The organism is Catenulispora yoronensis, from assembly GCF_039531695.1.
Classification (GTDB): domain Bacteria; phylum Actinomycetota; class Actinomycetes; order Streptomycetales; family Catenulisporaceae; genus Catenulispora; species Catenulispora yoronensis.
Genome location: NZ_BAAAQN010000045.1, coordinates 81,617 through 102,719, shown reverse-complemented (window position 1 = coordinate 102,719; position 21,103 = coordinate 81,617). Strand labels below are relative to the sequence as shown.

17 protein-coding genes are annotated in these 21,103 nt (G+C 72.9%); 1 reads left to right on the top strand and 16 read right to left on the bottom strand.

From position 1 onward, the window contains the following. Positions 1-69: 69 nt before the first annotated feature. The 10 genes from ABD481_RS30785 to ABD481_RS30740 form a co-directional block, all read right to left on the bottom strand. On the bottom strand, positions 70-1,011 hold the full coding sequence (locus ABD481_RS30785; RefSeq protein WP_344669306.1) for an alpha/beta hydrolase: 942 nt from the start codon (positions 1,009-1,011) through the stop codon (positions 70-72). Positions 1,012-1,118: 107 nt separating this feature from the next. Continuing rightward, positions 1,119-2,255, bottom strand: coding sequence for a zinc-binding dehydrogenase (locus tag ABD481_RS30780; RefSeq protein ID WP_344669305.1), 1,137 nt, complete (start codon positions 2,253-2,255; stop codon positions 1,119-1,121). Next, positions 2,252-3,025, bottom strand: a complete 774-nt coding sequence (locus ABD481_RS30775) for a dienelactone hydrolase family protein (protein ID WP_344669304.1) — start codon at positions 3,023-3,025, stop codon at positions 2,252-2,254. Before ABD481_RS30775 ends, ABD481_RS30780 begins: the two co-directional genes overlap by 4 nt. Before the next feature lie 126 nt (positions 3,026-3,151). Then, positions 3,152-4,018, bottom strand: a complete 867-nt coding sequence (locus tag ABD481_RS30770; RefSeq protein ID WP_344669303.1) for an ABC transporter permease subunit — start codon at positions 4,016-4,018, stop codon at positions 3,152-3,154. Positions 4,019-4,133: 115 nt separating this feature from the next. Further along, positions 4,134-5,330: an ABC transporter substrate-binding protein gene (locus ABD481_RS30765; protein WP_344669302.1), complete on the bottom strand. Its 1,197-nt coding sequence runs from the start codon at positions 5,328-5,330 to the stop codon at positions 4,134-4,136. A 43-nt stretch (positions 5,331-5,373) separates the two neighbouring features. Then, complete coding sequence (locus ABD481_RS30760) at positions 5,374-7,353, bottom strand: branched-chain amino acid ABC transporter ATP-binding protein/permease (RefSeq protein ID WP_344669301.1); 1,980 nt, start codon at positions 7,351-7,353, stop codon at positions 5,374-5,376. After that, a complete protein-coding gene (locus ABD481_RS30755) occupies positions 7,350-8,069 on the bottom strand; it encodes an ABC transporter ATP-binding protein (protein ID WP_344669300.1) in 720 nt (239 codons plus the stop codon). The genes ABD481_RS30760 and ABD481_RS30755 overlap by 4 nt, the downstream gene beginning before the upstream one ends. A 143-nt stretch (positions 8,070-8,212) precedes the next feature. Then, positions 8,213-8,953: an SDR family NAD(P)-dependent oxidoreductase gene (locus ABD481_RS30750; protein WP_344669299.1), complete on the bottom strand. Its 741-nt coding sequence runs from the start codon at positions 8,951-8,953 to the stop codon at positions 8,213-8,215. Next, positions 8,950-9,933 (bottom strand): aldo/keto reductase, encoded by a 984-nt coding sequence (locus ABD481_RS30745; RefSeq protein WP_344669298.1) that lies wholly within the window; start codon positions 9,931-9,933, stop codon positions 8,950-8,952. The genes ABD481_RS30750 and ABD481_RS30745 overlap by 4 nt, the downstream gene beginning before the upstream one ends. Positions 9,934-9,947: 14 nt before the next feature. Continuing rightward, positions 9,948-10,958 (bottom strand): methyltransferase, encoded by a 1,011-nt coding sequence (locus tag ABD481_RS30740; RefSeq protein WP_344669297.1) that lies wholly within the window; start codon positions 10,956-10,958, stop codon positions 9,948-9,950. Between the two features lie 106 nt (positions 10,959-11,064). Between ABD481_RS30740 and ABD481_RS30735 the strand changes: the two genes are divergently transcribed. Then, on the top strand, positions 11,065-12,135 hold the full coding sequence (locus ABD481_RS30735) for an aldo/keto reductase (RefSeq protein ID WP_344669296.1): 1,071 nt from the start codon (positions 11,065-11,067) through the stop codon (positions 12,133-12,135). Positions 12,136-12,823: 688 nt separating this feature from the next. On the opposite strand, the gene ABD481_RS30730 is transcribed toward ABD481_RS30735, so the two are convergent. From ABD481_RS30730 to ABD481_RS30705, 6 genes are all read right to left on the bottom strand, one after another. After that, positions 12,824-14,227, bottom strand: coding sequence for an amidohydrolase (locus tag ABD481_RS30730; protein WP_344669295.1), 1,404 nt, complete (start codon positions 14,225-14,227; stop codon positions 12,824-12,826). A gap of 488 nt (positions 14,228-14,715) precedes the next feature. After that, entirely contained in the window at positions 14,716-15,420 is a 705-nt protein-coding gene (locus ABD481_RS30725; protein WP_344669294.1) for a GntR family transcriptional regulator, read from the bottom strand. Positions 15,421-15,553: 133 nt separating this feature from the next. Next, on the bottom strand, positions 15,554-17,071 hold the full coding sequence (gene hpaE, locus ABD481_RS30720) for a 5-carboxymethyl-2-hydroxymuconate semialdehyde dehydrogenase (RefSeq protein ID WP_344669293.1): 1,518 nt from the start codon (positions 17,069-17,071) through the stop codon (positions 15,554-15,556). 177 nt (positions 17,072-17,248) lie between these two features. Beyond that, on the bottom strand, positions 17,249-18,985 hold the full coding sequence (locus ABD481_RS30715; RefSeq protein WP_344669292.1) for an amidohydrolase: 1,737 nt from the start codon (positions 18,983-18,985) through the stop codon (positions 17,249-17,251). A 320-nt stretch (positions 18,986-19,305) separates the two neighbouring features. Then, complete coding sequence (locus ABD481_RS30710; RefSeq protein WP_344669318.1) at positions 19,306-20,088, bottom strand: MoaF C-terminal domain-containing protein; 783 nt, start codon at positions 20,086-20,088, stop codon at positions 19,306-19,308. Between the two features lie 125 nt (positions 20,089-20,213). Beyond that, positions 20,214-21,011, bottom strand: a complete 798-nt coding sequence (locus ABD481_RS30705) for an SDR family NAD(P)-dependent oxidoreductase (protein ID WP_344669317.1) — start codon at positions 21,009-21,011, stop codon at positions 20,214-20,216. Positions 21,012-21,103: the final 92 nt, after the last annotated feature.

Sequence of the window (21,103 nt, the reverse complement as noted above, 5' to 3'; positions counted from 1 at the left end):
GCGCCAAACCAAAGGGCGCGGCAGAAACCCGCCGCGCCCTCTCTCCCGCCCCATCGGGCCCGCCGACACCTACCGGGTAGCGAAAGCCTTCGTCAGCGCCGCCGCCGCGTGCTCGTGGGCCACGGCCGCGATCTCGAACTTGTCGTCCAGCAGGCCGAAGAAGCCGTGGATCTGGCCGTCGTAGCGGACCAGTTCGGTCGGTGTGCCCGAGGCGCCGAGGCGGTGTGCGTACTCCTCGCCCTCGTCGCGCAGCACCTCGCACTCGCCGAGCAGTACCAGGGCCGGGGGCAGGTCGGTGAGGTCGTCGGCGGCCAGGGGCAGCAGGTAGGGGTTCTGCAGGTCCTCGTCGTCGCGCGGGTAGAGCTTGAAGAAGTCGATCATGCTGTCGCGGGACTGGAAGTACCCGTCGGCGAACTCCTCGTACGACGCGCGCCCGTCCGACGGCGCGCCGGTCACTGGCGAGACCAGGAGCTGGAGCAGGATCTTCGGGCCCTTGCGGTCGCGGGCCATCAGCGACACCACCGCCGCCAGGTTGCCGCCGGCGCTCTCGCCGCCGACCGCGATGCGGGTGCCGTCGACGTTGATCTCGGCGCCGTGCTCGGCCAGCCAGGAGGTCACGGCGTAGCAGTCGTCGGGCGCGGCCGGGAAGCGGTTCTCGGGGGCCAGGCGGTAGTCCACCGACACCACCACCGCGTTGGTCCGGTGGCAGATCTCGTGGCACATGGCGTTGTTGTCGTCCAGGGCGCCGATCACCCAGCCGCCGCCGTGGAACCAGACGAAGACCGGGAACGGCCCCTCGCCCTCGGGGGTGTAGACGCGGACCGGGATCTCGCCGGCCGGGCCGGGGACGGTGCGGTCCGCGACGCCGCCGATCCGCGCGAACGGGCCGGGGCGCTGCCAGGCGCCGGCGAACATGGCGCGCATCATCACGGGGTCCAGCGGGCCCGGCTCGGGGGCCGGGCCGGCCGCCAACTGGTCCAGGAACGCCCGGACGTCGGGGGTCACAGTCATCTGAATCCAACTCCTGTCAGGTCGTGCGGTGAGGGGATCGGCGGACCGGCGGCGGCTGAGGGAGGCGGCCGCCGGCCCGCGCATCGAGGGCCGCTGGGCCCGGCGGATCAGCCCAGCCCGGGCCGGATCACCGGCTTGATCGCGGTCAGCTCCGCCATCGCCGCGATGGCGTCGGTCGCGCCGGACAGCCCGACCGCCGGCTCGAACATCAGGTCCCAGTCGAAGCGCTCGCGGTGGCGGCGCAGGAACTCCAGCGACGCGGCGAGGTCGCCGATGTCGCCGTTCATCGACCCGCAGACCCGCAGCTCCTTGCCCATCACGGCGGGCATCGGCAGCGGGTCGGCGTGCGGCCCGGCGATCCCGACGATCACGTAGGCGCCCTTGCGCGCGGCCATCATGACGCCTTCGCGGTTGGCCGACGGCGCCCCGGCGAAGTCCAGCACCAGGTCCGCCCCCAGGCCGTTGGTGAGCCGCAGCACCTCGGCGATCCGCGCGTCCGGGTCGGGAATCTCGTCCACCGACACCGTGACGTCCGCGCCCCAGGCCCGCGCCACCTCCAGCCGCGGCTCCGGCCCGCCGACGGTGATCACCGTCCCGGCGCCCCCGGCCCGCGCGTAGGCGGTGCCGAACAGGCCCAGCGGCCCGGCGCCCTGGATGACGACGGTCCCGCCGGTCGGCACTCCCCCGCCGTTGCGGAACCCGCGCAGCATGGTCTTCACCGCGCAGCCCGCGGCCGCCGCCCAGGTGTCGGCCACCTCGTCGGCGACCACGAGCCGCTGGGCCCCCGGCGCGACGTAGACGTACTCCGACAGCCCGCCGATCACGTACGGCGACACGTCCGCACGCTGCATGAAGCCCATGCCGCGCCGCTCGCACATCACCGACTCGCCGAGCACGGTGCAGGCGTAGCAGTGCCCGCACACCGCCTCGGACCAGACGATCCGGTCGCCGACGCCGATCTCCCGGCCGACCGCGTCCCGAGTCTCGAACGGGTGGATGGCCACCACCTCGCCGACCATCTCGTGGCCGTGGATCATCGGCATCGCCACGTCCAGGAACCCGGACAGCCGGCCGTCCCACAGGTGCGCGTCGGTGCCGCACAGCGTGGTGCAGTTGATCTTCACCAGCGCCGCGCCCGGTTCGAGCTCGGTCGGCAGCGGCACCTCCTGCACGGTCAGCGGCTGCGCGTAGGCGTGCATCACGGCCGCCAGGCTCTTGGCGGGCAGGCCCGCCCCGGCGCTCACGCCCCCACCGCCTGACGCTGCGCGGTGTGCTCGTCGATGAAGTGCAGCACCCGGTGCCAGGCGTCGTCGCACTCCTGCCGGTGGTCGTCGGCGGAGGAGTCGAAGAACGCGTGCGGCAGGCCGTCGTAGAGGACGGCGGTGTGCTCGACGCCCGCCGCGCCCAGCTCGGCGTCGAAGGCGTGGAAGTCCTCCGGGCTGGACATGAAGTCCGCGCCGGCGCCCAGCAGCAGCATCGGGACGCTCATCCGGTCCACGTAGGGCCGGCAGTCGTCCGGCCGGCCGTAGAAGCCGATGCAGCCGGCCAGGCTCTGGTCGAACGCCGACTGGTTCCAGGAGTGGGAGCCGCCGACGCAGAACCCGAGGGTGAACACCGCGTCGGCGCCCTCGGCCCGCAGCAGGTCGCTGGCGGCCCGGACATCGGCCGCCACCTGCTCCGCCTGCAACCCCATGACCAGTGGGAACATCTCCTCGGGCGTGCCCTCGCGGGGCCCGTCGGGCAGGACCCGGCCGTAGTAGTCGATCGCGATCGCGGCCAGGCCGGTCTCGGCCAGCCGCGAGGCGAAGGCCTTGTAGAAGCCGTGCAGGCCGCGCATGTCGGGCAGCACCACGACGGCGGCGCGGCGGCCGCCGGCGTGCCGGGCCCGGGCCGGGTCGGCCTTGCGGCCCATGAACACGGTGCCGTCGGCGCTGGTCAGATGGATATCAGTGGCCTGGGCGGCCGTGCCCGCACCGGGCGGGCGCGGAGGCTGGGCGTCTGTCTCGTGACACATGATGAGTGCTTTCAGCCGATCTCTTCTACGGACGGGTTGTACGGTTCTCGCAGCTCAAACCGGTGCGGGAGGAGTTACGGAGCGCGGTACGGAGCGCGTTACAGGGCGCGATACGGAGCGCGCCGCTCAGGCGGCGGCGTCCCACCGCGCGTGGCGCTGGTTCCAGACCAGCACCAGGATGATGACGACCAGGGGCACCACGCCCCGGTAGACGTTCAGCGACTCGAAAGAGCTGAGCAGGCCCTGGAGGGCTCCGAGCCCCAGGCCGCCGAACAGCGTGCCCCAGAAGCTGCGGAACGAGCCGAGCAGCGCCGCGGCGAAGGCCCAGGTGATCAGCAGGCTGAGGCTGGAGAAGTCGTTGGCGAAGCTCGGCGCCACCACCATCATCGCCAGCGCGGTGGCGGCGCCGGTGACGGTCCAGACGATCATCGCCAGCCGCGGCGCGGGGACGCCGACCAGCTCGGCGGTGCGCGGCCGGGACGCCAGCGCCCGCAGCAGCAGCCCGGTATGGGTGCGGTTGAGCACCAGCACCGGCGCGACCGCGAACACCAGCGCCAGCAGGCAGACCACGACCACGGTCCACACCACGGTGACGTTGGCGACGGTGAACGCCGGCTTGTTGAACGGGTCGGGGAAGGCGTGCGGGTGCGCCGCCCCGAACAGCATCCCGCCCAGTCCCAGCAGCGCCGTGAACAGCACCGCGGTGACCGCCGTCTTCACCTCCTGGCTGCCCTCGGCGAAATAACGGGTCATGCCGAAGCCGATGGCGGCGTGCGCGGCCGCCCCGGCTATCAGGCCGAGCACGACGGCCAGCGCGAGCGGGACGCCGTGCTCCTTGGCGATGACCATCGCGAAGGCACCGAAGGCCCCCACGGCGGTCTGCGTGAAGTTGACGACCGCGACGAAGCGGTACGTCAACAGCGTGCACAGACCGAGCAGGGCAAAGGCGCCGCCGCCGATCAACCCCGCGATAGCGGTGGACAGCTGCAACATCGAGACCTCCTGGGACGGCGCCTGGTGGACGGTGCGGTGGTGGTGGAGCAAGGACGCTGTGACGCGGTACTGCTGAGGGAGAGCAGGGCCGGGTGGGAGCCCGGCCGTGCCGGTACTAGGAAGCGGCGGGCAGCTGGAAGAAGTCCGGGTTCAGGGTCTGCCAGGTGCCGTCCTTGATGGTGACCATCTTGATCGCCTGGTTCGGCGCGTGGGCGTCGGCGGGGCCGAACACCAGCGGGGAGCCGACCATCGGGATGTTGTACGGCGTGCCGGCCTTCAGCGCCGCGGTCACCGTGTCCCGGGTGATCGGGCCCTTGATGTCCTTGAGCACCTGCAGGATCCACTCCGCCGAGACGTACGCGCCCTGGGTGAACGCGGTCTCGTTGATCTTGTTGGCCTGGGCCAGCGAGCGCCAGTCGGCGTTCGCGTCGCTGGTGGAGGTGTAGGGCTCGAACTCGCTGGCCAGGTAGACCTTCATGTTCAGGCTGGAGGCCGAGGAGGCGAGCTGCGCGGTGTAGGACGAGGCGTCGAACAGGAAGTTCACGTTCTGCATGCCCTGGTTGGCCGCGGCCTTCAGGATCGACAGGCCGGTGGTGTCCGAGCCGTTGCGGAAGATCGAGTCGCAGCCGGCGTCCTTGGCCCGCAGCAGGTACGGCGTGAAGTTGGTCTCGGTCAGCGGCACGTTGCTGTCGAAGACCGTGGGGGTCACGCCGGTGGCCTTGGTCCAGCGGTCCACCGCGGCGGCCTGGGCGTCCTTGGTGCCCGGGGTGGGCGCCATGAATATGCAGACCTTCTTGGCGTTCAGGTACTTGGTGGCGTAGTACAGGTCGGCGGTGACCGAGGTGAACGGGCCGATGTTGACCGGCGCGATGTTCGGGCTGCTGTAGCAGAACGGGTCGGCGCCGATCGCGGAGATCGCCATGATCTTCTGCTGCTGGTAGTAGGCGTGGTTGGTGCCGCAGTCCACGAAGCTGACCGAGCCGACCATGGCCACCGCGCCGTCGCCGACGTACTTGCGGACCAGGGCCGCGGCGGTGGTGGGGCTGGCCGCGTCGTCGCCGGAGGTGTACTCGATCTTGTGGCCGTTGACGCCGCCCTGGGCGTTGGCCCGGTCGAACACGGCCTGGACCATCTTCTGCGCGTCGTTGCCGAACGCCTGCGGCGTCAGGGTGAACAGGCCGCCGATCTTGATCGCCCCGGACGACGAGCCGCCCTTGCTGTCGGAGCTGCACCCGGCGAGCCCCACGGCCGCGGTCAATGCCAGCGCCAGGATGGCGGCGCCTTTGCGATTACCGGACATAGTGAACGTCATTCCTTCCTTGATCCTCGACTGATTCACACGAACCCGACCGTCGTCACTCGACGGCCGCCTCCGCCCCGACGTACGCCGTCACGACCGCGGGGTCGGACAGCACGGCCTGCGGGTCGCCGGAGGCGATGACCCGGCCGAAGTCCATGACGATCAGCGAACCGCAGACCGCACGGACCAGATCCATGTCGTGCTCGACCAGCAGCACGGTGCTCCCGGTGCGCGCCGGGATCTCGGCGATCCGCGCGCCGAGCAGCTCGCGCTCGCGCGCGCCCTGGCCGGCCGCCGGCTCGTCCAGCAGCAGCACCCCGGGCTCCCCGGCGGCCAGTCCGGCCACCTCCAGCAGCCGGCGGGAGGCGATGTCCATCGTGCCGATCGGCACGTGCGCCGGCGGGCAGCCGAACCAGGCCAGGTGGTCGTCGATCTCGGCGGCGGACAGCTTGCGCCCGGCGGCCGTGGTCAGGAACGACCCGACGGTCAGCGTCGGCGGCACCCGCAGCTGCTGGAAGCTGCGGCGCAGGCCGGCCCGGGCCCGGCGGTGCGGGGAGCCGGTGAGTTCGCGGCCGTTCAGCAGCACCTGGCCGGTGCAGGACGCGAAGCCGGTGGCGGCGTTGATCAGCGTGGACTTGCCGGCGCCGTTGGGGCCGAGCAGCGCGGTGACCGCGCCGGGCTGCAAGGTGAAGCTGACGCTGTCGACGGCGGTGACCGCGCCGAACCGGACGGAGAGGTCGCGGACCTGGAGCGTGGGCTCGGTGCCGTCGGGCCGGGCCGCGGCGGGCCGGCGTTCCTGGACGGTCGCGCCGGCGGTGCGGGTCCGGTCGGCGGTGCCGGTGGCGGAGGCGCCGTCGGCACCGGTGACGCCGGTGGCGCCGGTGGTGTCCGCGTCGTCGTCGGCCGTGCCGCTCGCCGAGCCGCCCACCGCACCGCCCGCCGTCGCCGCAGCGCCCGCCGCCGCCCCGGCCGGCGTTGTTACCACCGCGACCCGGCGGGCCTGCTCGGACTCCAGCCGCGCGATCTTGGCCTGCTTGCGGGCGATCATGATCTCGCTCTGGCCCATCTGCCCCTTGCCGGCGGCGATGGTGAACACCGCGAGGAAGCCGAACAGGACCGTGACGTAGGACTGCGAGATGTGCAGCTTGTCGATCAGCGAGGGCATCAGCGGCCCGGCCAGGCCGGCCATCAGGGCCGCGCTCCACTGCCGGGTGCCGATGACCACGGCGATGGCGAAGTAGGTCAGCGAGACCTGCGACCCGAAGCTGGTGGTGGTCAGCGAGCCGGACTGGCCGGCCATCAGGGCCCCGCCGATCGCGCTGAAGAACGCGGCGATGCCGAAGGCGGCGAGCTTGCTGACCGCGACGTTGGTGCCGTGCGCGGCGGCGCCGCGCTCGGAGTAGCGCAGTTCCAGCCAGGAGGCGCCCAGCCGGGTGCGGTCGATCAGCGCCAGCAGCACGAACAGCACCGCCACCACCAGCACCGACAGCTGCAGGAACGCCCCGTCGGACTCGAACATCGCGGGCCGGGTGACCAGCAGGAACTGGTCGGTGCCGGGGAACTGGATGTTGCCGAACACCACGTCCATGCCGGTGGCGAAGGCGAAGGTGGCGATCGCCAGCCGGGCGCCGCGCAGCCGCAGCGCCGGCAGGCCGATCAGCAGGCCGCACGGGATCGCGGCCAGGCCGCCGACGACGGTCCAGGCCAGGAAGCCGCCGGGCACGCCGTGCACGTTGCACCAGCCGACGGTCCAGGCGCCGACCATGGCGAAGGACATCTGGCACAGGGCGATGACGCCGACCCGGCCGGTGATCACGCCCAGCGACTGCATCACCGGGATGGTGCACACGCCGCCGGTGATCAGGAAGATCCAGTAGCTGCTGGCCACGCCGGGGATCAGGAAGAACAGGATGAGCGCGACCGCGATCGGCGGCCCGAAGGACAGCAGCCGCCGCTGCCACAGCGGACGCTCGGCGGTCCGCGGGCGGTCGGGCGCCGGCGCCGCGGCGCCGGGCACGGTGGACTCGATGCTCATCGTCCGGCCTCCGGGGTGTGGGCGAGGTCCTCGCCGAGGTACAGGCTGTGCAGCAGGCCCTCGGTGCCGGCCAGCTCGGCGCAGCTGCCGTCGTAGACGACGCGGCCGCCGCGCAGCACGTAGGCGCGCTCGCCGATCTGCAGCGCCAGGCGGGCGAACTGCTCGACGAGCAGCACCGCGACGCCGGAGCGGGCCAGCTCGGCCACCGCCTTCATCAGGCGGGCCACCAGCAGCGGGGCCAGGCCGAGCGAGAGCTCGTCGATGATCAGCGCCTTGGGGCGCAGCAGCAGCGCCCGGCCGACGGCGAGCATCTGCTGCTCGCCGCCGGAGAGCAGCCCGGCGGCCACCTTCCGGCGCGCGTCGAGCTCGGGGAACATGGTGTACGCGTCCTCGGTGGACCCGCCGCCGGTGGCGATCAGCAGGTTCTCCTGCGTGGTCAGGTCCGGGAAGACGCTGCGGCCCTCCTCGATGTGCACCAGGCCGGCCCGCACCCGCCGGTAGGGGGCGATCCTGTCGATCCGGGCCCCGGCCAGCGACACCGTCCCGCCGGCCAGCGGCACCACCCCGGACACCGCCTCCAGCAGCGAGGTCTTGCCGGCCCCGTTGACCCCGAGCAACACGGTGACCTGGCCCGCGTCCACGTCCAGCGACACGCCGTGCACGACCGGGAGGCGTTCGCGCTCCACGGTCACGTCGGTGATGTCCAACAGCGCCATGCCGTTCTCCTCTCTGCGAGAGCCAGCGACTAATAAGATATGGAATCGTATATGACTTGGGCGCTGGTCCCGGCCAGGAACCCCCCTTTCCGGGACCAGCGGTCTGAAGGGCCCGGCCCTGTGGCCGGGCGGTCGGCGCGGCCTCAGCCGAGCAGCTGGCCGCCGTCGACCGGCACCACCGCGCCGGTCACGTGGCCGGCCGCGTCCGAGGCCAGCAGCAGGACCAGCGGCACCAGGTCCGCCGGGTCGGCGATCCGGCCCAGCGGGATCCGGGCCTGCCAGGCGGCCAGCGCCTCGGGGTTCTCGGCGAAGCCGGCCGTCATCGGGGTCCGCACCGGGCCCGGGGCCACGGCGTTCACCCGGATCCGGGAGCCGGCCAGCTCGATCGCGGCCGAGCGGGTCAGGGCGTCGACGGCGGCCTTGGTCGCCTCGTAGTGCCCCAGGCCCGGGGTGGGCTGCGCGGCGCCGATCGAGGAGATGTTGACGATCGCCCCGCCGGCCCCGGCGTCCACCATGGCCCGGCCCACCGCCTGGGTGACCAGGAAGGTGCCGCGGATGTTGACCGCCAGCACCCGGTCCAGGACCTCCACCGGCAGGTGGATCAGCGGGCCGCCGCCGCCGGCGATGCCGGCGTTGTTGACCAGCACGCCGGGGGTGCCGAGCTCGGCCACCACCTTCGCGACGGCGGCCGCCACCTGGTCGGCGTCGGTGATGTCCACCTCGACCGCCAGGCCCCCGATCGACGCGGCGACCTCCTGCGCCGCCGCGCCGTCCAGGTCCAGGACCGCCACCTTCGCGCCGGCCTCGGCCAGCGCGCGGGCCACGGCCTGGCCGATCCCGCTGGCGCCGCCGGTGACGACCGCGACCTTGCCGGTGAAGCTCATGACGCGTCTCCCTTCGCGATCGGTGCCGGGTCCCGGTCCAGCCAGAACTCGTCGGTCTTCTCCCGGATCACGGCGGCGCCGTGCCGGTCCAGCAGGTCCAGCGCCCCGAGGTTGTCCTGGAGCTGCTCGGCCCTGGTCACCCCGACCAGCACGGTGGCCAGCGCGGGGTTGGTCAGGGTGAGCGCGATCGACAGCTGCGCGGCGGTGCCGCCGAGCTCCTCGGCGACCTGCGCGGCGCGCGGCGCCAGCTCCTTGATCCGCTCCCGGATCCCGCCGGGGTCGCGGCCGATCATCCGGTCGGCGCCGGAGCGGCCCGCCAGGATGCCGCCCTCCAGCACGTCGGAGGCCTCCAGGCTGATGCCGGTCTCGGCGAACAGCTCGCGGTAGGCGTCGGCCTCGGCCATGTCGCGGCGGCACAGACTGTACTTCAGCTGTGCCAGCTGCGGACCGGGGACCCCCTCGGCCAGCGCCAGCTCGTGCACGGCGCGGATGTGCTCCACCGACCAGTTGTTCACGCCCCAGGCGTGCAGCTTGCCCTCGCGGACCAGCTCGCCCAGCTCCAGCACCATGCGGCGCAGGTCCGGGGTCTCCCCGCGGATGTCGCCGAGCACGGCGAAGTCGGCGTAGTGGGTGTTCACCCGGTACAGCGCGCGGTCCAGCTGCGCGGCGAAGGAGTGCTGCGGGAAGCCCTCCAGCCACAGCTTCTCGCTCAGGACGTAGTCCTCGCGCTTGACGCCGGCCTTCTCGATCAGGCGGCCGAAGATCACGTCGGTGAAGCCGTGATACACCGGGCCGCCCTCGGTGATCGGGAAGCCGCTGTAGACGCCGACGTCGAAGAAGTTGACGCCGGCCTCCACGGCCTGGCGGACCAGGTCCACCCCGGCGTGGAAGTCGATGCGGTCGTAGGTGTGCCAGGAGCCGAGCGAGAGCACGGACACCTCGGGCCCGAGCGTCCCGATGCGGCGGCGGGGAAGAGTCATGGCGCGCCCCGCCCTCAGACCGCTTCGGCGATCAGCACGCGCGGGCTGCCCGGCAGCAGCCGGGTCTCCACCCAGCGCCAGCCGGTCTCCTCGACCCAGGACCGGACCTCGGCCTCGGGGTAGACCACGGTGCCGTCGATGGTCAGGTACTCCCCGGCCAGCAGCGAGTCCAGGGCCCGGCGCGGCTCGCCCTCGTCCAGGAAGAAGTCCAGGACCAGCAGCGCGGCGCCGGGCTCGACGGCCTCGCGGGCCCGGCGCAGCAGCGCGCGGTTGGCCTCGGCGTCGAAGCGGTGCACGACGTGCTCCAGCAGCACCGCGTCGTGGCCCTCGGGCAGCTTGTCCACCGCGGCGTCGCCGGCCACCAGCTCGATCCGCTCCAGGTGCTCCGGCTTCAGGCCGGGCCGGGCGAACTCGACCATCTGCGGGTCGGCGAAGAAGGTGCCGCGCAGCTCCGGGTGCCGGTCCACGGCCGCGGCCAGGAAGGCCCCGGACAGGCCGGCCAGGTCCAGGACCCGCCGGTGCGCGCCGAAGTCGTAGTACTGGTCCAGCATCAGCGCGTGCGCCGAGTTGTAGGCCTGGACGCCGCCGAAGAAGGCGGTCATCCGGTCGCCGGACAGGTCCAGCTCGTTGGGCAGCGCCTCCCGGGCGGTCTTGTCGAAGCCCAGCCAGTGCGGGTAGCTGATGGCGTCCCAGAACGCCATGTGCGGGCGCAGGTCCAGGGTCTCGGGGTCGCCGGCCAGGTAGGCGGCGGCCGCCGCGCCGTTGCGGTAGTCGGCGCCGTCCCGCTCCATCAGGCCCAGGCCGACCATCGAGTCGGCGAGGATCCGGCAGGACTGCTCGGCGATCCCGGCCTTCGCGGCCAGTTCGGACAGCGGCAGACCGCCTTGCGCCAGGGCCGCGAACAGTCCGGTGGCGCTGGCCGCGAACAACTGCTTGGCGGCCATGAAACCGGCCGCGACCTGCACGATCGGCTCGGGGCTCACCGCGGGGGCGGCCGGGCTGCGCCGGGGCGTCGATCCGGTCATGGGGTTCCTCGTCTCCTCAGATCGTATATGGAATGCTATCGTATTTTGCATCTGGTTCACCGGGCGGTCAAGGGATTGAACGCACCCGTTCGAAGGAGTTCCGCCGATGACGCACCCCGCTCCACCACCCCGCCGGGACCCCGGCCGGGCTCCGGACCAGGGCCCGGGCCCGCGCCCGGCAGCCCGCCGGCCGGTTCCGCACCACCGGCTCGGCGCGTCGGGGCCGCAGGCCTCCGTGCTGTCGCTAGGGTCGTGGCACATCTGGGACCGGATGGACTTCCACGACGCGGTGGACCTGCTCCGCTTCGCCGTGGACGCCGGGATCAACCTGTTCGACGTCGGGCACTACAACACCGGTCCGCACCAGGAGCAGTCGCACACCGACGTGCTGTTCGGCCGGATCGTGCAGGCCGCGGGCCTGGACCGCGCGGACTACCTGATCTGCCAGAAGCTGTGGCTGTGGAACCACCCGGCGCAGCCGCTGGCCGAGCAGCTGCACCGCAGCCTGTTCCGCGTCGGCGCCGAACGCGCCGACCTGGTGCTGCTCGGCGACTTCGTGGGCCGGCCCGACCTGCCGCGCCTGGTCGCCGAGGTGGGCGAGCTGATCCGCGCCGGCCGCGCCGACCACTGGGGCTTCAACAACTGGGCCGCCGAGGACGTGGTGACCGCCTGCGAGTTCGCCCGCCGCGAAGGCCTGCCGCTGCCCCAGCTGGCCCAGCTGAAGTACAGCGTGGTCCGCCGCTCGGTGGCCGACGGCGAGCCCTACCGCCGCATCTTCGAGGACTACGGGGTCTCCCTCCAGGCCTCCGACGTGTTCGAGGGCGGCCTGCTGGCCGGCAACGCCACCCCGAACCGCCGGATCGGCATGGACACCGGCGGCATCCGCGAGCAGATCACCACCGCCGCCCCCCAGATCGCCGCCCTGGCCGCCGACCTCGACGCGACCCCGGCCCAACTGGCCCTCGCCTTCTGCCTGACCCACCCCGCGACCGCGACCGTCCTGTTCGGCGCCAGCCGCCTGACCCAGCTCCAGGACAACCTCGGAGCCCTGGACCTGCTGGCCCGCCACGGCGGCATCCTGCGCGACCGCTGCGACCAGTGGTGGCTGGACCGCGGCGTGGTCGAACCGACAGCATCCTGGGGCACAACCCGCGAGGCCGCGGTCGACCCGCGATAGCCGACTCCGGAACCGGCCGGTCCGCGCAAGCCGAGCTTGCGCGGACCCGGCTTCCGCCGGGAGGGGCTTCGACATCCTGGCTGGCGGGGGCACTGACTCGGCAGATCCAGCGTGAGCAACTCCGGCCTTCGCTCGGCACGCTTGCCCGAACCCAGCCCGCACTTGCACAGCCTCGGCAAATCCAGTCCCAGTGAATCCGCCGCTTGCTCGGCAGGCTCGCCCGGACCTGGCTGGCGCGGGCACAGCTTCGGCAAATCCAGTCCCAGTGAATCCGCTGCTCGCTCGGCAGACTTGCCCGGAGCCGGCTCGCGCGAGCACAGCCTCGGCCAAACCAGCGTGAGCAAATCCAGCCTTCGCTCGGCACGCTTGCCCGAACCCGGCTCGCGCAGGTTCCGCCTGAGCGAATCCGCTGCTCGCTCGGCGAGCTTGATCGGATCCGGCTCGTGCGGACACAGCCTCGGCAAATTCAGTCCCAGTGAATCCGCCGCTTGCTCGGTAGGCTCGCGTGGACCCGATCGGCGTGGGCACCGCCGGTCCGATCCCGCCGTGCCAGGCTCCTGTTCCGGCGCCGCTTCCGGCTCCGGCAGATCGGCTCGGCTCCCGCGCGCATCGCGGATCCGGTTCCCGGTGCGCGCGCTGCTTTGGGCTCGGCCAGTGCGTCGGCCAGTGCATCGTCGGTCCGCCCGGCTCAGGCTTCGCGGTCGAAGACGACCCGTCCGTCGAGGACCGTCATGCGGATCTCGATCTCCGGGATCTTCTCGGGGGGTGCGGTGAGCGGGTCGGCGGCCAGGACGCAGAGGTCGGCGACCTTGCCGACCTCGATCGAGCCCTTCCAGTCCTCGGCGCCGTCCTGGCGGGCGCCGCTCATCGTGTAGGCGCGTAGGGCTTCGGTGACGGCTATCCGCTGGTCCGGGCCTCGCACCGGGCCGGCCTCGGCGGTCCGCAGCACCGCCGAGGCCACTCCCCGGCGCCAGTCCGGCATCGTGACCGGGCCGTCGGAGCTCAGGCACACCGGGACGCCGGCGTCGAGGGCGGAGCGCAGCGGCAGCAGTTCGTCGGTGCGGCAGGCGCCGATGGCGGGTTCGAGCATTCCCGGCGTCGCGGTGTAGATCGAGGGCTGGGCGTTCACGCCGATGCCGTGCTCGGCCATGGTGGTCAGGGTGTCCGGGCCGATCGCGTCGCCGTGGATGATGTAGTGGCGGCGTGCGGCGGCGGAACCGGCGGTGGCGTCGGAACCGGCGGCGGAATCAGCATCGGCGGCCAGCGCCTCGGCCATCGCGCGCACCGTCTCGCCGACCGCGCGGTCGCCGGTGGCGTGCACGCCGATCTGGCAGCCGGCGCGGTGCGCGTGGCCGATCATCGCGCGCAGCGCGGCGAGCCGGGCGTCGTCGTCGTCGCCCTCGACCATCAGCGTGCCGTGGCCGCCGCCGAGGTAGGGCTCGGACATCCAGGCGCTGTGCATCGGCGGGATGCCGTCGGCGAACAGCTTCACGCCGGCGACCGCGAGCCAGCGCGGGTCGACGTCGTCGGCGCCGGTGCTCCGGTCCAGCCCGGCGACCAGGTCGGCCACCGTGCTCAGGCCGTCGAGCTCGCCGAACAGGCGCAGCACGGTGACCCGGGCCCGCAGCTCGCCGGCCGTCGCGGCGTCGACGTACGCGGCGAGCGTCTCGTCGTCGCAGGCGCCGCCGTGCTGGCCGCGCGCGCCGGGGCCCAGGCCCGGCTCGGTGTAGCTGGTGATGCCCAGCGGCTGCAGGACGTCGGCGGCCAGGTCGATGGCCGCGCGCCGGTCGGCGCGGTCGGCCAGCTGCCGGGGCACCGGGAAGCCGCCGTCGGCCATGCCGTCGAGCCACATCGCGGGCCAGTAGGCGCCGAGCATCGCGGCGTGCAGGTGCGAGTCGTTGATGCCGGGCAGGACCGCGCCGCCGTCCAGGCGCACCACCCTGGTGTCCGGTCCGATCGCGGCTCCGACCTCCTCGGCCGTGCCCACGGCGGTGATCAGCCCGCCGGTCACGGCCACCGCTTCAGCGATCCGGTCGGCGCCGTCCACCGTGATGACGGCGCCCCCGGTGAATACGAGATCGGCATGCTCCATGGGCGGTTCCTTCCGCAGCGGCCAGCCCGGGCGGCGGCCCTCCGGCGGGCCGCGTCATAGCGGTGATCGTATATGATCTCATCGCGGATAAGTACCCTTGACACATCACGATTCGGTATTTGCTCAGGGCCGGCCGGGCCCGGCGCCGCCCAGCGGCGCGCAAGCGACACCGGCCGCCGTGACCTGGACGGCCGGTGTCGTCGCGGTGGCGGCCGGTGGTCGGCCGCGCGACGAATCGGTACGGTTCCGGCCGCTGCCGGCCGGGGTGCGGCGGGGTCCGTCCCGGCCCCGCCGAAGCGGCCCGGATCGGCCCCGCGGCACCGGATCGCGCGACGGGCGCGATCAGTGCGCGAAGTGCGAGCAGTGCGCAAGGTACGAGCACTGCAAAAGGTGCGACAAGTGCGAAAGATCCAAGAAGTACGTCAAGCAGGAGAAACAGGACCGGAACGAACCGGTCGAGGCGCGCGGCCCCAGGGACCGCGCCGGCCTCAGCCCTCCGTCCCCGTCTCGGCGTGCGTGTGCTCGATGACCGCCTGGAGCGTCCCGAGCTTGTGCCGGCGCGCGGCCAGCTCGATGTCCTGGGCGTCGGCCCCGGCCTCCACCAGGTCCAGGATGTGGTCGTGCTCGGCCACCGAGGCCCGGGCCCGGCCCGGCACGAAGGCGAACGAGCTGCGCCGGACCAGGTCCAGCCGGGCCCACTCGCCGGCGGCGAGGCTGCGGATGTAGGTGTTGGGGCACCGGTCCAGGAACACCTCGTGGAACCGGTGGTTCAGCTCGGTGAAGGTGGCCGGGTCGAATCCGCTCAGGGCGTCTGCCATCCGGCGGTTCACGTCGCGCGCGTTCTTCAGGTCGCTCTTGCGCATCCGCGGCGCCGCGAGCGCGGTGGCGTAGCCCTCGAGCAGGGCCAGGGCCTGCATGGCCTGGCCGTAGGTCTCGGTGTCGATGTGCGCGACGCGCGCGCCGACATTGTGTATGAACTCTACGTAGCCCTCGGCCTCCAGCCGGCGCACGGCTTCGCGCACCGGCACCGGGCTCACTCCGAACTCGCGCGCGAGCTGCTCCAGCACCAGCCGGTAGCCCGGGACGTAGGTGCCGTCCACGATCCGGCTCTTGATCATCTCGTACGCGAGTTCGTGCTTGGAACCGCCCGCACGCTTGGAGGCCGTGCCCCTCGCCGCAGTTGTCCCTGCCACCTGTGCCATCCAATCGTGCCGCCGGAAACGGGAACACCCGCTCCGACCTCGCACATATCCGGTTTCGTACATGGTACCGCCTCGTCCCCCCGCGCCGGTGGCGGACCGGCGCGGGGACGGCGCGGGGCCGTGCTCAGGACGCGGCCTGGCCCTGCCCGGCGCCGAAGCGGGGGGTGCGCGCCACGTCCAGCGCGACGTGCACGATGTGCTCGTTGGTGTAGAACTCGATGCTGCGCCGGCCGCCCTCGTGCCCGACGCCGCTGTACTTCACGCCGCCGAACGGGGTGCGCAGGTCGCGGACGTTGTGCGAGTTCAGCCACACCATCCCGGCCTCGATCCCGGCCGCGACCCGGTGCCCGCGCCGCAGGTCCGAGGTCCACACGTAGCCGGCCAGCCCGTAGCGGACGGCGTTGGCCAGGGCCAGCGCCTCCTCCTCGGTGTCGAACGGAGTCAGCGCGACCACCGGCCCGAAGATCTCCTCCTGGAAGATCCGGGCGTCCGGGTGCACGTCGGCGAACACCGTGGGCGCCAGGTAGTTGCCGTCGGGCAGGTGCGCCGGCCGGGCGCCGCCGGCCAGCAGCCGGGCCTCGGACTTGCCGATCTCCACGTAGGACAGCACCCGGTTGTAGTGCTCGGGGTGCACCAGCGCGCCGACCTCGGTGTCCGGGTGGTGCGGGTCGCCGACCACGATGCGCGAGGCCCGCTCGGCGAAGCGCGCGCAGAACTCCTCGTACAGCGGCCGCTCCACCAGGATCCGCGACCCGGCGGTGCAGCGCTCGCCGTTGAGCGAGAACACGCCGAACAGCGTGGAGTCCAGCGCCGCCTCCAGGTCGGCGTCGGCGAACACCACCACCGGGGACTTGCCGCCGAGCTCCATCGACAGGCCCTTGAGGTGCGCGGCCGAGCGCCCCATGATCGTCATGCCGGTGGTGGTCTCGCCGGTGAACGAGATCAGCGGCACCTCCGGGTGGTCCACCAGGGCCTGCCCGGCCTGCTCGCCGAGCCCGTTGACCAGGTTGAACACCCCTTCGGGCAGCCCGGCCTCGGCGAAGATCCCGGCCCACAGGCTGGCCGACAGCGGGGTGAACTCGGCCGGCTTGAGCACCACCGAGCAGCCCGAGGCCAGCGCCGGGGCCAGCTTCCAGCTCTCCAGCATGAACGGGGTGTTCCAGGGCGTGATCAGCCCGGCCACCCCGATCGGGCGGCGCAGCACGTACCCGAGCTGGGTGTTGGGCGTGGAGTAGGCGTCCTCGTGCAGGGCGACGACGACGTCGGCGAAGAACCGGAAGTTCTCCGCGGCCCGCCGGGCCTGGCCGGTGGCCTGGCTGATCGGCAGGCCGGTGTCGAAGCTCTCCCACTCGGCCAGCGTGGCCTCGCGCTCCTCCACCGCGTCGGCGATGCGGTTGAGCACCCGGGCCCGCTGCCGGGCGGTGGCCCGGGACCAGGACCCGCGCTCGAACGCGGTCCGCGCGGCGGCGACGGCGTCCTCGATGTCGCCGGCGTCGCCGGCGGCCACCGTGGCGTAGGTCTTGTTCGAGACCGGGTCCAGCACCTCGAAGACGGCGCCGGAGCGGCTCTCGACGGCGCGGCCGCCGATCGCGTGGCTGATGTGGTCCGGCAGGCCCGGCGGGCGGTTCACGGCGGCGACCACGGGGGCTCTCCGATCTGCCGGACCGGGCCGGCGTGTTCGTATTGGAAATCGTATATGGTTTGTAGGGTAACAGGCTCGGCCCGCCCTGCAAAGGGGCGAATTCGCCGGGCCGGCCAGGACCTGCGCGAACCGGCGCGCGAACGGGTGCGCCGGTGCGGGGACCGGTGGTCCGGACGGCTAGGACCCGTCCTGGGACCCGCCCTGGGCCCCGTCCTGGGACCCATCGGCCCGCCGGCCCGGCCGTTCGTAGACGACGCGGCCGTCGAAGACGGTGAGGTCCACCAGGACCTCGGGGATCTCGTGCGGGTCCAGCGCCGTCAGGTCGCGGTCCAGCACGCACAGGTCGGCCACCTTGCCGACCTCGATCGAGCCCTTCCACTGCTCGGCGAAGTCCTGGCGCGCGGCGTTCGTGGTGTACGCGCGCAGGGCGTCGGCCAGGTCCACGCACTGCTCGGGGCCGCTGGGGCGCCCGCTGGCGCGGGACTCGCGCAGCATCATCGCGGCGATCGCCCGCCGCCAGTCCGGCTCGGTGACCGGGGCGTCCGAGCTGGAGCACACGGGGATGCCGGCCTCCATCGCGGTCCGCACCGGCCACTGGTACGCCGAGCGCTGCGGCCCGACCACCTCGTCCATCAGGTCGGAGGTCATCCACTTGATGCCGGGGTTCATGTTCAGGCCGTAGCCGTGCGCGGCGAGCTTGGCCAGGCTGGCGGCGCTGACGAAGTCGCCGTGGATCACGTAATGCCGGGCGTCCGGGCGCGGCACCGCCTCGTTGGCGGCGACGAAGGCGTCCACCACCGCGTCGATGGCCCGGTCGCCGGTGGCGTGCACGCCGAGCTGATAGCCGGCGGCGTGCGCCTCGGCTATCGCCCGCCGCAGTTCCTCGCCGGTCATGTTCAGCGAGCCGTGCCCGCCGCCGTCGCAGTAGGGCTCGTGCATCCAGGCGGTGTGGTTGGGCGGCACGCCGTCGGCGAAGACCTTCACCCCGATGATCCGCAGTCGGCGGGGATCCTCGGCCTCGGGAATCGGATCCAGCGGCTGGGCCGCCGCCCCGGTCTCCGGCAGCAGCAGGACACTGACCCGCGCCTCCAGCTCCCCGGCGGCGGCCAGCTCGTAGTAGGCCGCCAGGTTCTCCCCGCTCAGCCCGCCGAGCAGGATCCCGCCGCCGCCGGGGCCGAGCCCCGGTTCGGTGTAGCTGGTGATGCCGCGGCTGTGCAGGTCGGCTATGGCGCTGGTGATCAGGGCCCGGCGGCGGGCGCGGTCCGGCTCGGGGATGGCCTGCTGGACCCGCTCCTGGGCGGCCTCGCGCAGGATGCCGGTGGGCTCGCCGTGCGCGTCGGCGTCGATGATCCCGCCGGGCGGGGGCACGGTGTCCCGGTCGATCCCGGCGGCGGCCAGCGCGGCGGAGTTCGCCCAGATCATGTGGGCCGAGAAGTGGGACAGGCACACCGGGTTGTCCGGCGCGACGGCGTCCAGGTCGTGCCGGTCCGGCACCCGCGAGGGGTCGGCCAGGCACTCGGCGAGATAGCCGGTGTCCCAGCCCAGACCGACGATCCACTCCCCGGGCCGCGCCCCGGCGACCGCGGCCCGCACCGCGTGGACCACGTCGGCGATCGACCCCACGGCCGGGCTGCCGACGTCCAGCGCGAACGGCGGCCGGGTCATGCCGTAGGCGGCGGCGTGCAGATGCGAGTCGTTGATGCCCGGCAGCACGCTGCGCCCGGCCAGCTCGACCACCCGGGTCGCCGGCCCGGCCAGCGCCCGCACCGCGGCGTCGGACCCGACCGCCACGATCCGGTCGCCGGCGACCGCCACGGCCTGGGCCACCGTGAACTCCGGATCGACGGTGACCACCCGGCCGCCGGCCAGGATCAGCGTCGGCTCGGCGTCGGGGGCCGGTACGTCTTCGAACATGGACGTCCCCTCCTCAGCTCCGGGCCGCACCCGGAGCTCCCTGAACCATCGTATCGCTAATCATATACAATATTGTCTTGTGCGATAGCGGTCCGGGCCGGTGGATTCCGGCCGGGCGACCCGGAATCGCCGAGGTGACACGCTGCGTGGCGGGTCGGTCTCGGTCTGCTATTGGACGCCGAGTCGACGCGCTGCCGACGCCGAGCCGGACGGTGGCCGGCGCCCGGATTCCGCCCCCGAAGACCAGAACCGCGTCCGCGCCCGGCTTCGCGACAGTGCGAGGCCGGGCGCGGACGCGGTCGACGGGACCCGTCGGTCGATCACACCGGCTGGGCGTCCCGGGGGTAGACGGTCCGGTTCAGCTCGGTGATGTACGCCCCGCCCGGCGCCAGCGTGACGCCGCCGGCGCCCAGGCCGAGGAACATGCCCGTGGAGCGCATCTGGGAGAAGTCGTAGAGCCAGGTCGCCGCCACCGGGATCTTGAACTCGCGGAAGGTGAAGACGTACAGGTCCTCGCCGAACTTCCACGTCGAGGCCAGGTCGATGTCGCCGTGGCCGCGCTGCTCGCCGACCAGGCACTGCCAGGCGTAGCGCTGAGAGCTCAGATATACGTGCTCGTACAGGTGGTTGGGGCTGTACCGGTACAACGCACGCCACCCGATGAGGTCGCGCGTCTCCTCGGCCACGCCGTCCGAGCCGGGCAGCGCGGCGTCCACGTCCAGCAGGCCCTCCAGCACGCCGGGGGTGAACACCTGGTCCACGCGCGGCGCGCCGGGACGCGGCGTGTCGCCGATCACCGAGTCGATGCGCAGCGTACGGCCGCTGCCGGTGTCCAGGACGGTCACCTCGGCGCGCAGCACGTCGTCGGCGAAGCGCTGCTGGAGGAAGAACAGGCCGGGACGGACGGCGACCGCCTCGTACCAGTCCTCGCCGGAGGTCTTCTCGCCGTCCACCGTGGTGCGCGTCCACTGCACCCGGTCGGCACCGGTGAAGTCCAGCGCGGTCGCGGTCCCGTCGCGGTCCAGCACGATCAGGCCGCGGCCGACCAGGTCGCCGGTCGCGGGCAGGCGGTTGGTGGCGATGCCGGCCGCGAAGTCGTCCATCGTCTTCCAGTCGGCCGGACGTTCGTTGCCGGAATCCAGGTCCGGCGCCGAACCGGGCCCGGAACTCTTCTCGGGTGCGGTCTCGTCGGTCATCGGGGGCTCCCCTCCAGGGCGGGCGGAATGAGTTAGTCGACGAAGTCCGGGACGAACGCCAGCGTCGGCAGGTCCACGCAGCCGGCGCCGCAGTCGGCGACCACCACCGCGCCGGTCATCGCCGACGCCTCCGGGGAGGCCAGGAACGCCGTCACCGACGCGATCTCCTCGGCCTCGGCCGCGCGGCGCAGCGGCGTGTCCTTGGTGACCAGCGCGTAGGCCGCGTCCCGGTCGATCCCGGAGCGCCGGCCCAGCTCGTCCATCTGCGTGTCCGCCATCTCGGTGCGCACCCAGCCCGGGCACACCGCGTTGACCCGCACGCCGCGCGCGCCGTAGTCGCGGGCCAGGGAGCGGGTCAGGCCGATCAGCGCGTGCTTGGTGGTGACGTACCCGGCCGCCTCGGGCCCGGCGAACAGCCCGGCGATCGAGGAGACCACCACGATGTTTCCGCGGGCGGCGATCAGCGCCGGCAGCGCGGCGCGCGCCATGACGAACGCGGTGTCCAGGTTGGCCCGCACCGCGGCGTGCCAGTCGTCGTCCTTCAGGTCCAGGACCGCCCCGGGGTAGTGCGCGCCGGCGTTGGCCACCAGCACGTCCAGCTGCCCGAACCGGTTCAGCGCGGCCTCGACGACGCGGGCGGCGTCCTCCGGCGTCGCGGCGTCGGCCGGCACCGCCAGCGCGGCCCCGCCGAGTTCGGCGGCGACCCGCTCCAGCGGCTCGGCGCGGCGGCCGGTCAGCACCACCCGGGCGCCCTCGGCGACCGCGCGGCGGCCCACGGCCGCCCCGATCCCGGTTCCGGCGCCGGTGACCAGCACGACCTTGCCTGACATCCGGGTGACGTCCACTACGGTGTTCCTCACGTGTCCTGAAGGGAGCGGCCGACCTGGCCGGTGCCCGACGCTAGCCGCCGGGCCCCCGGCCC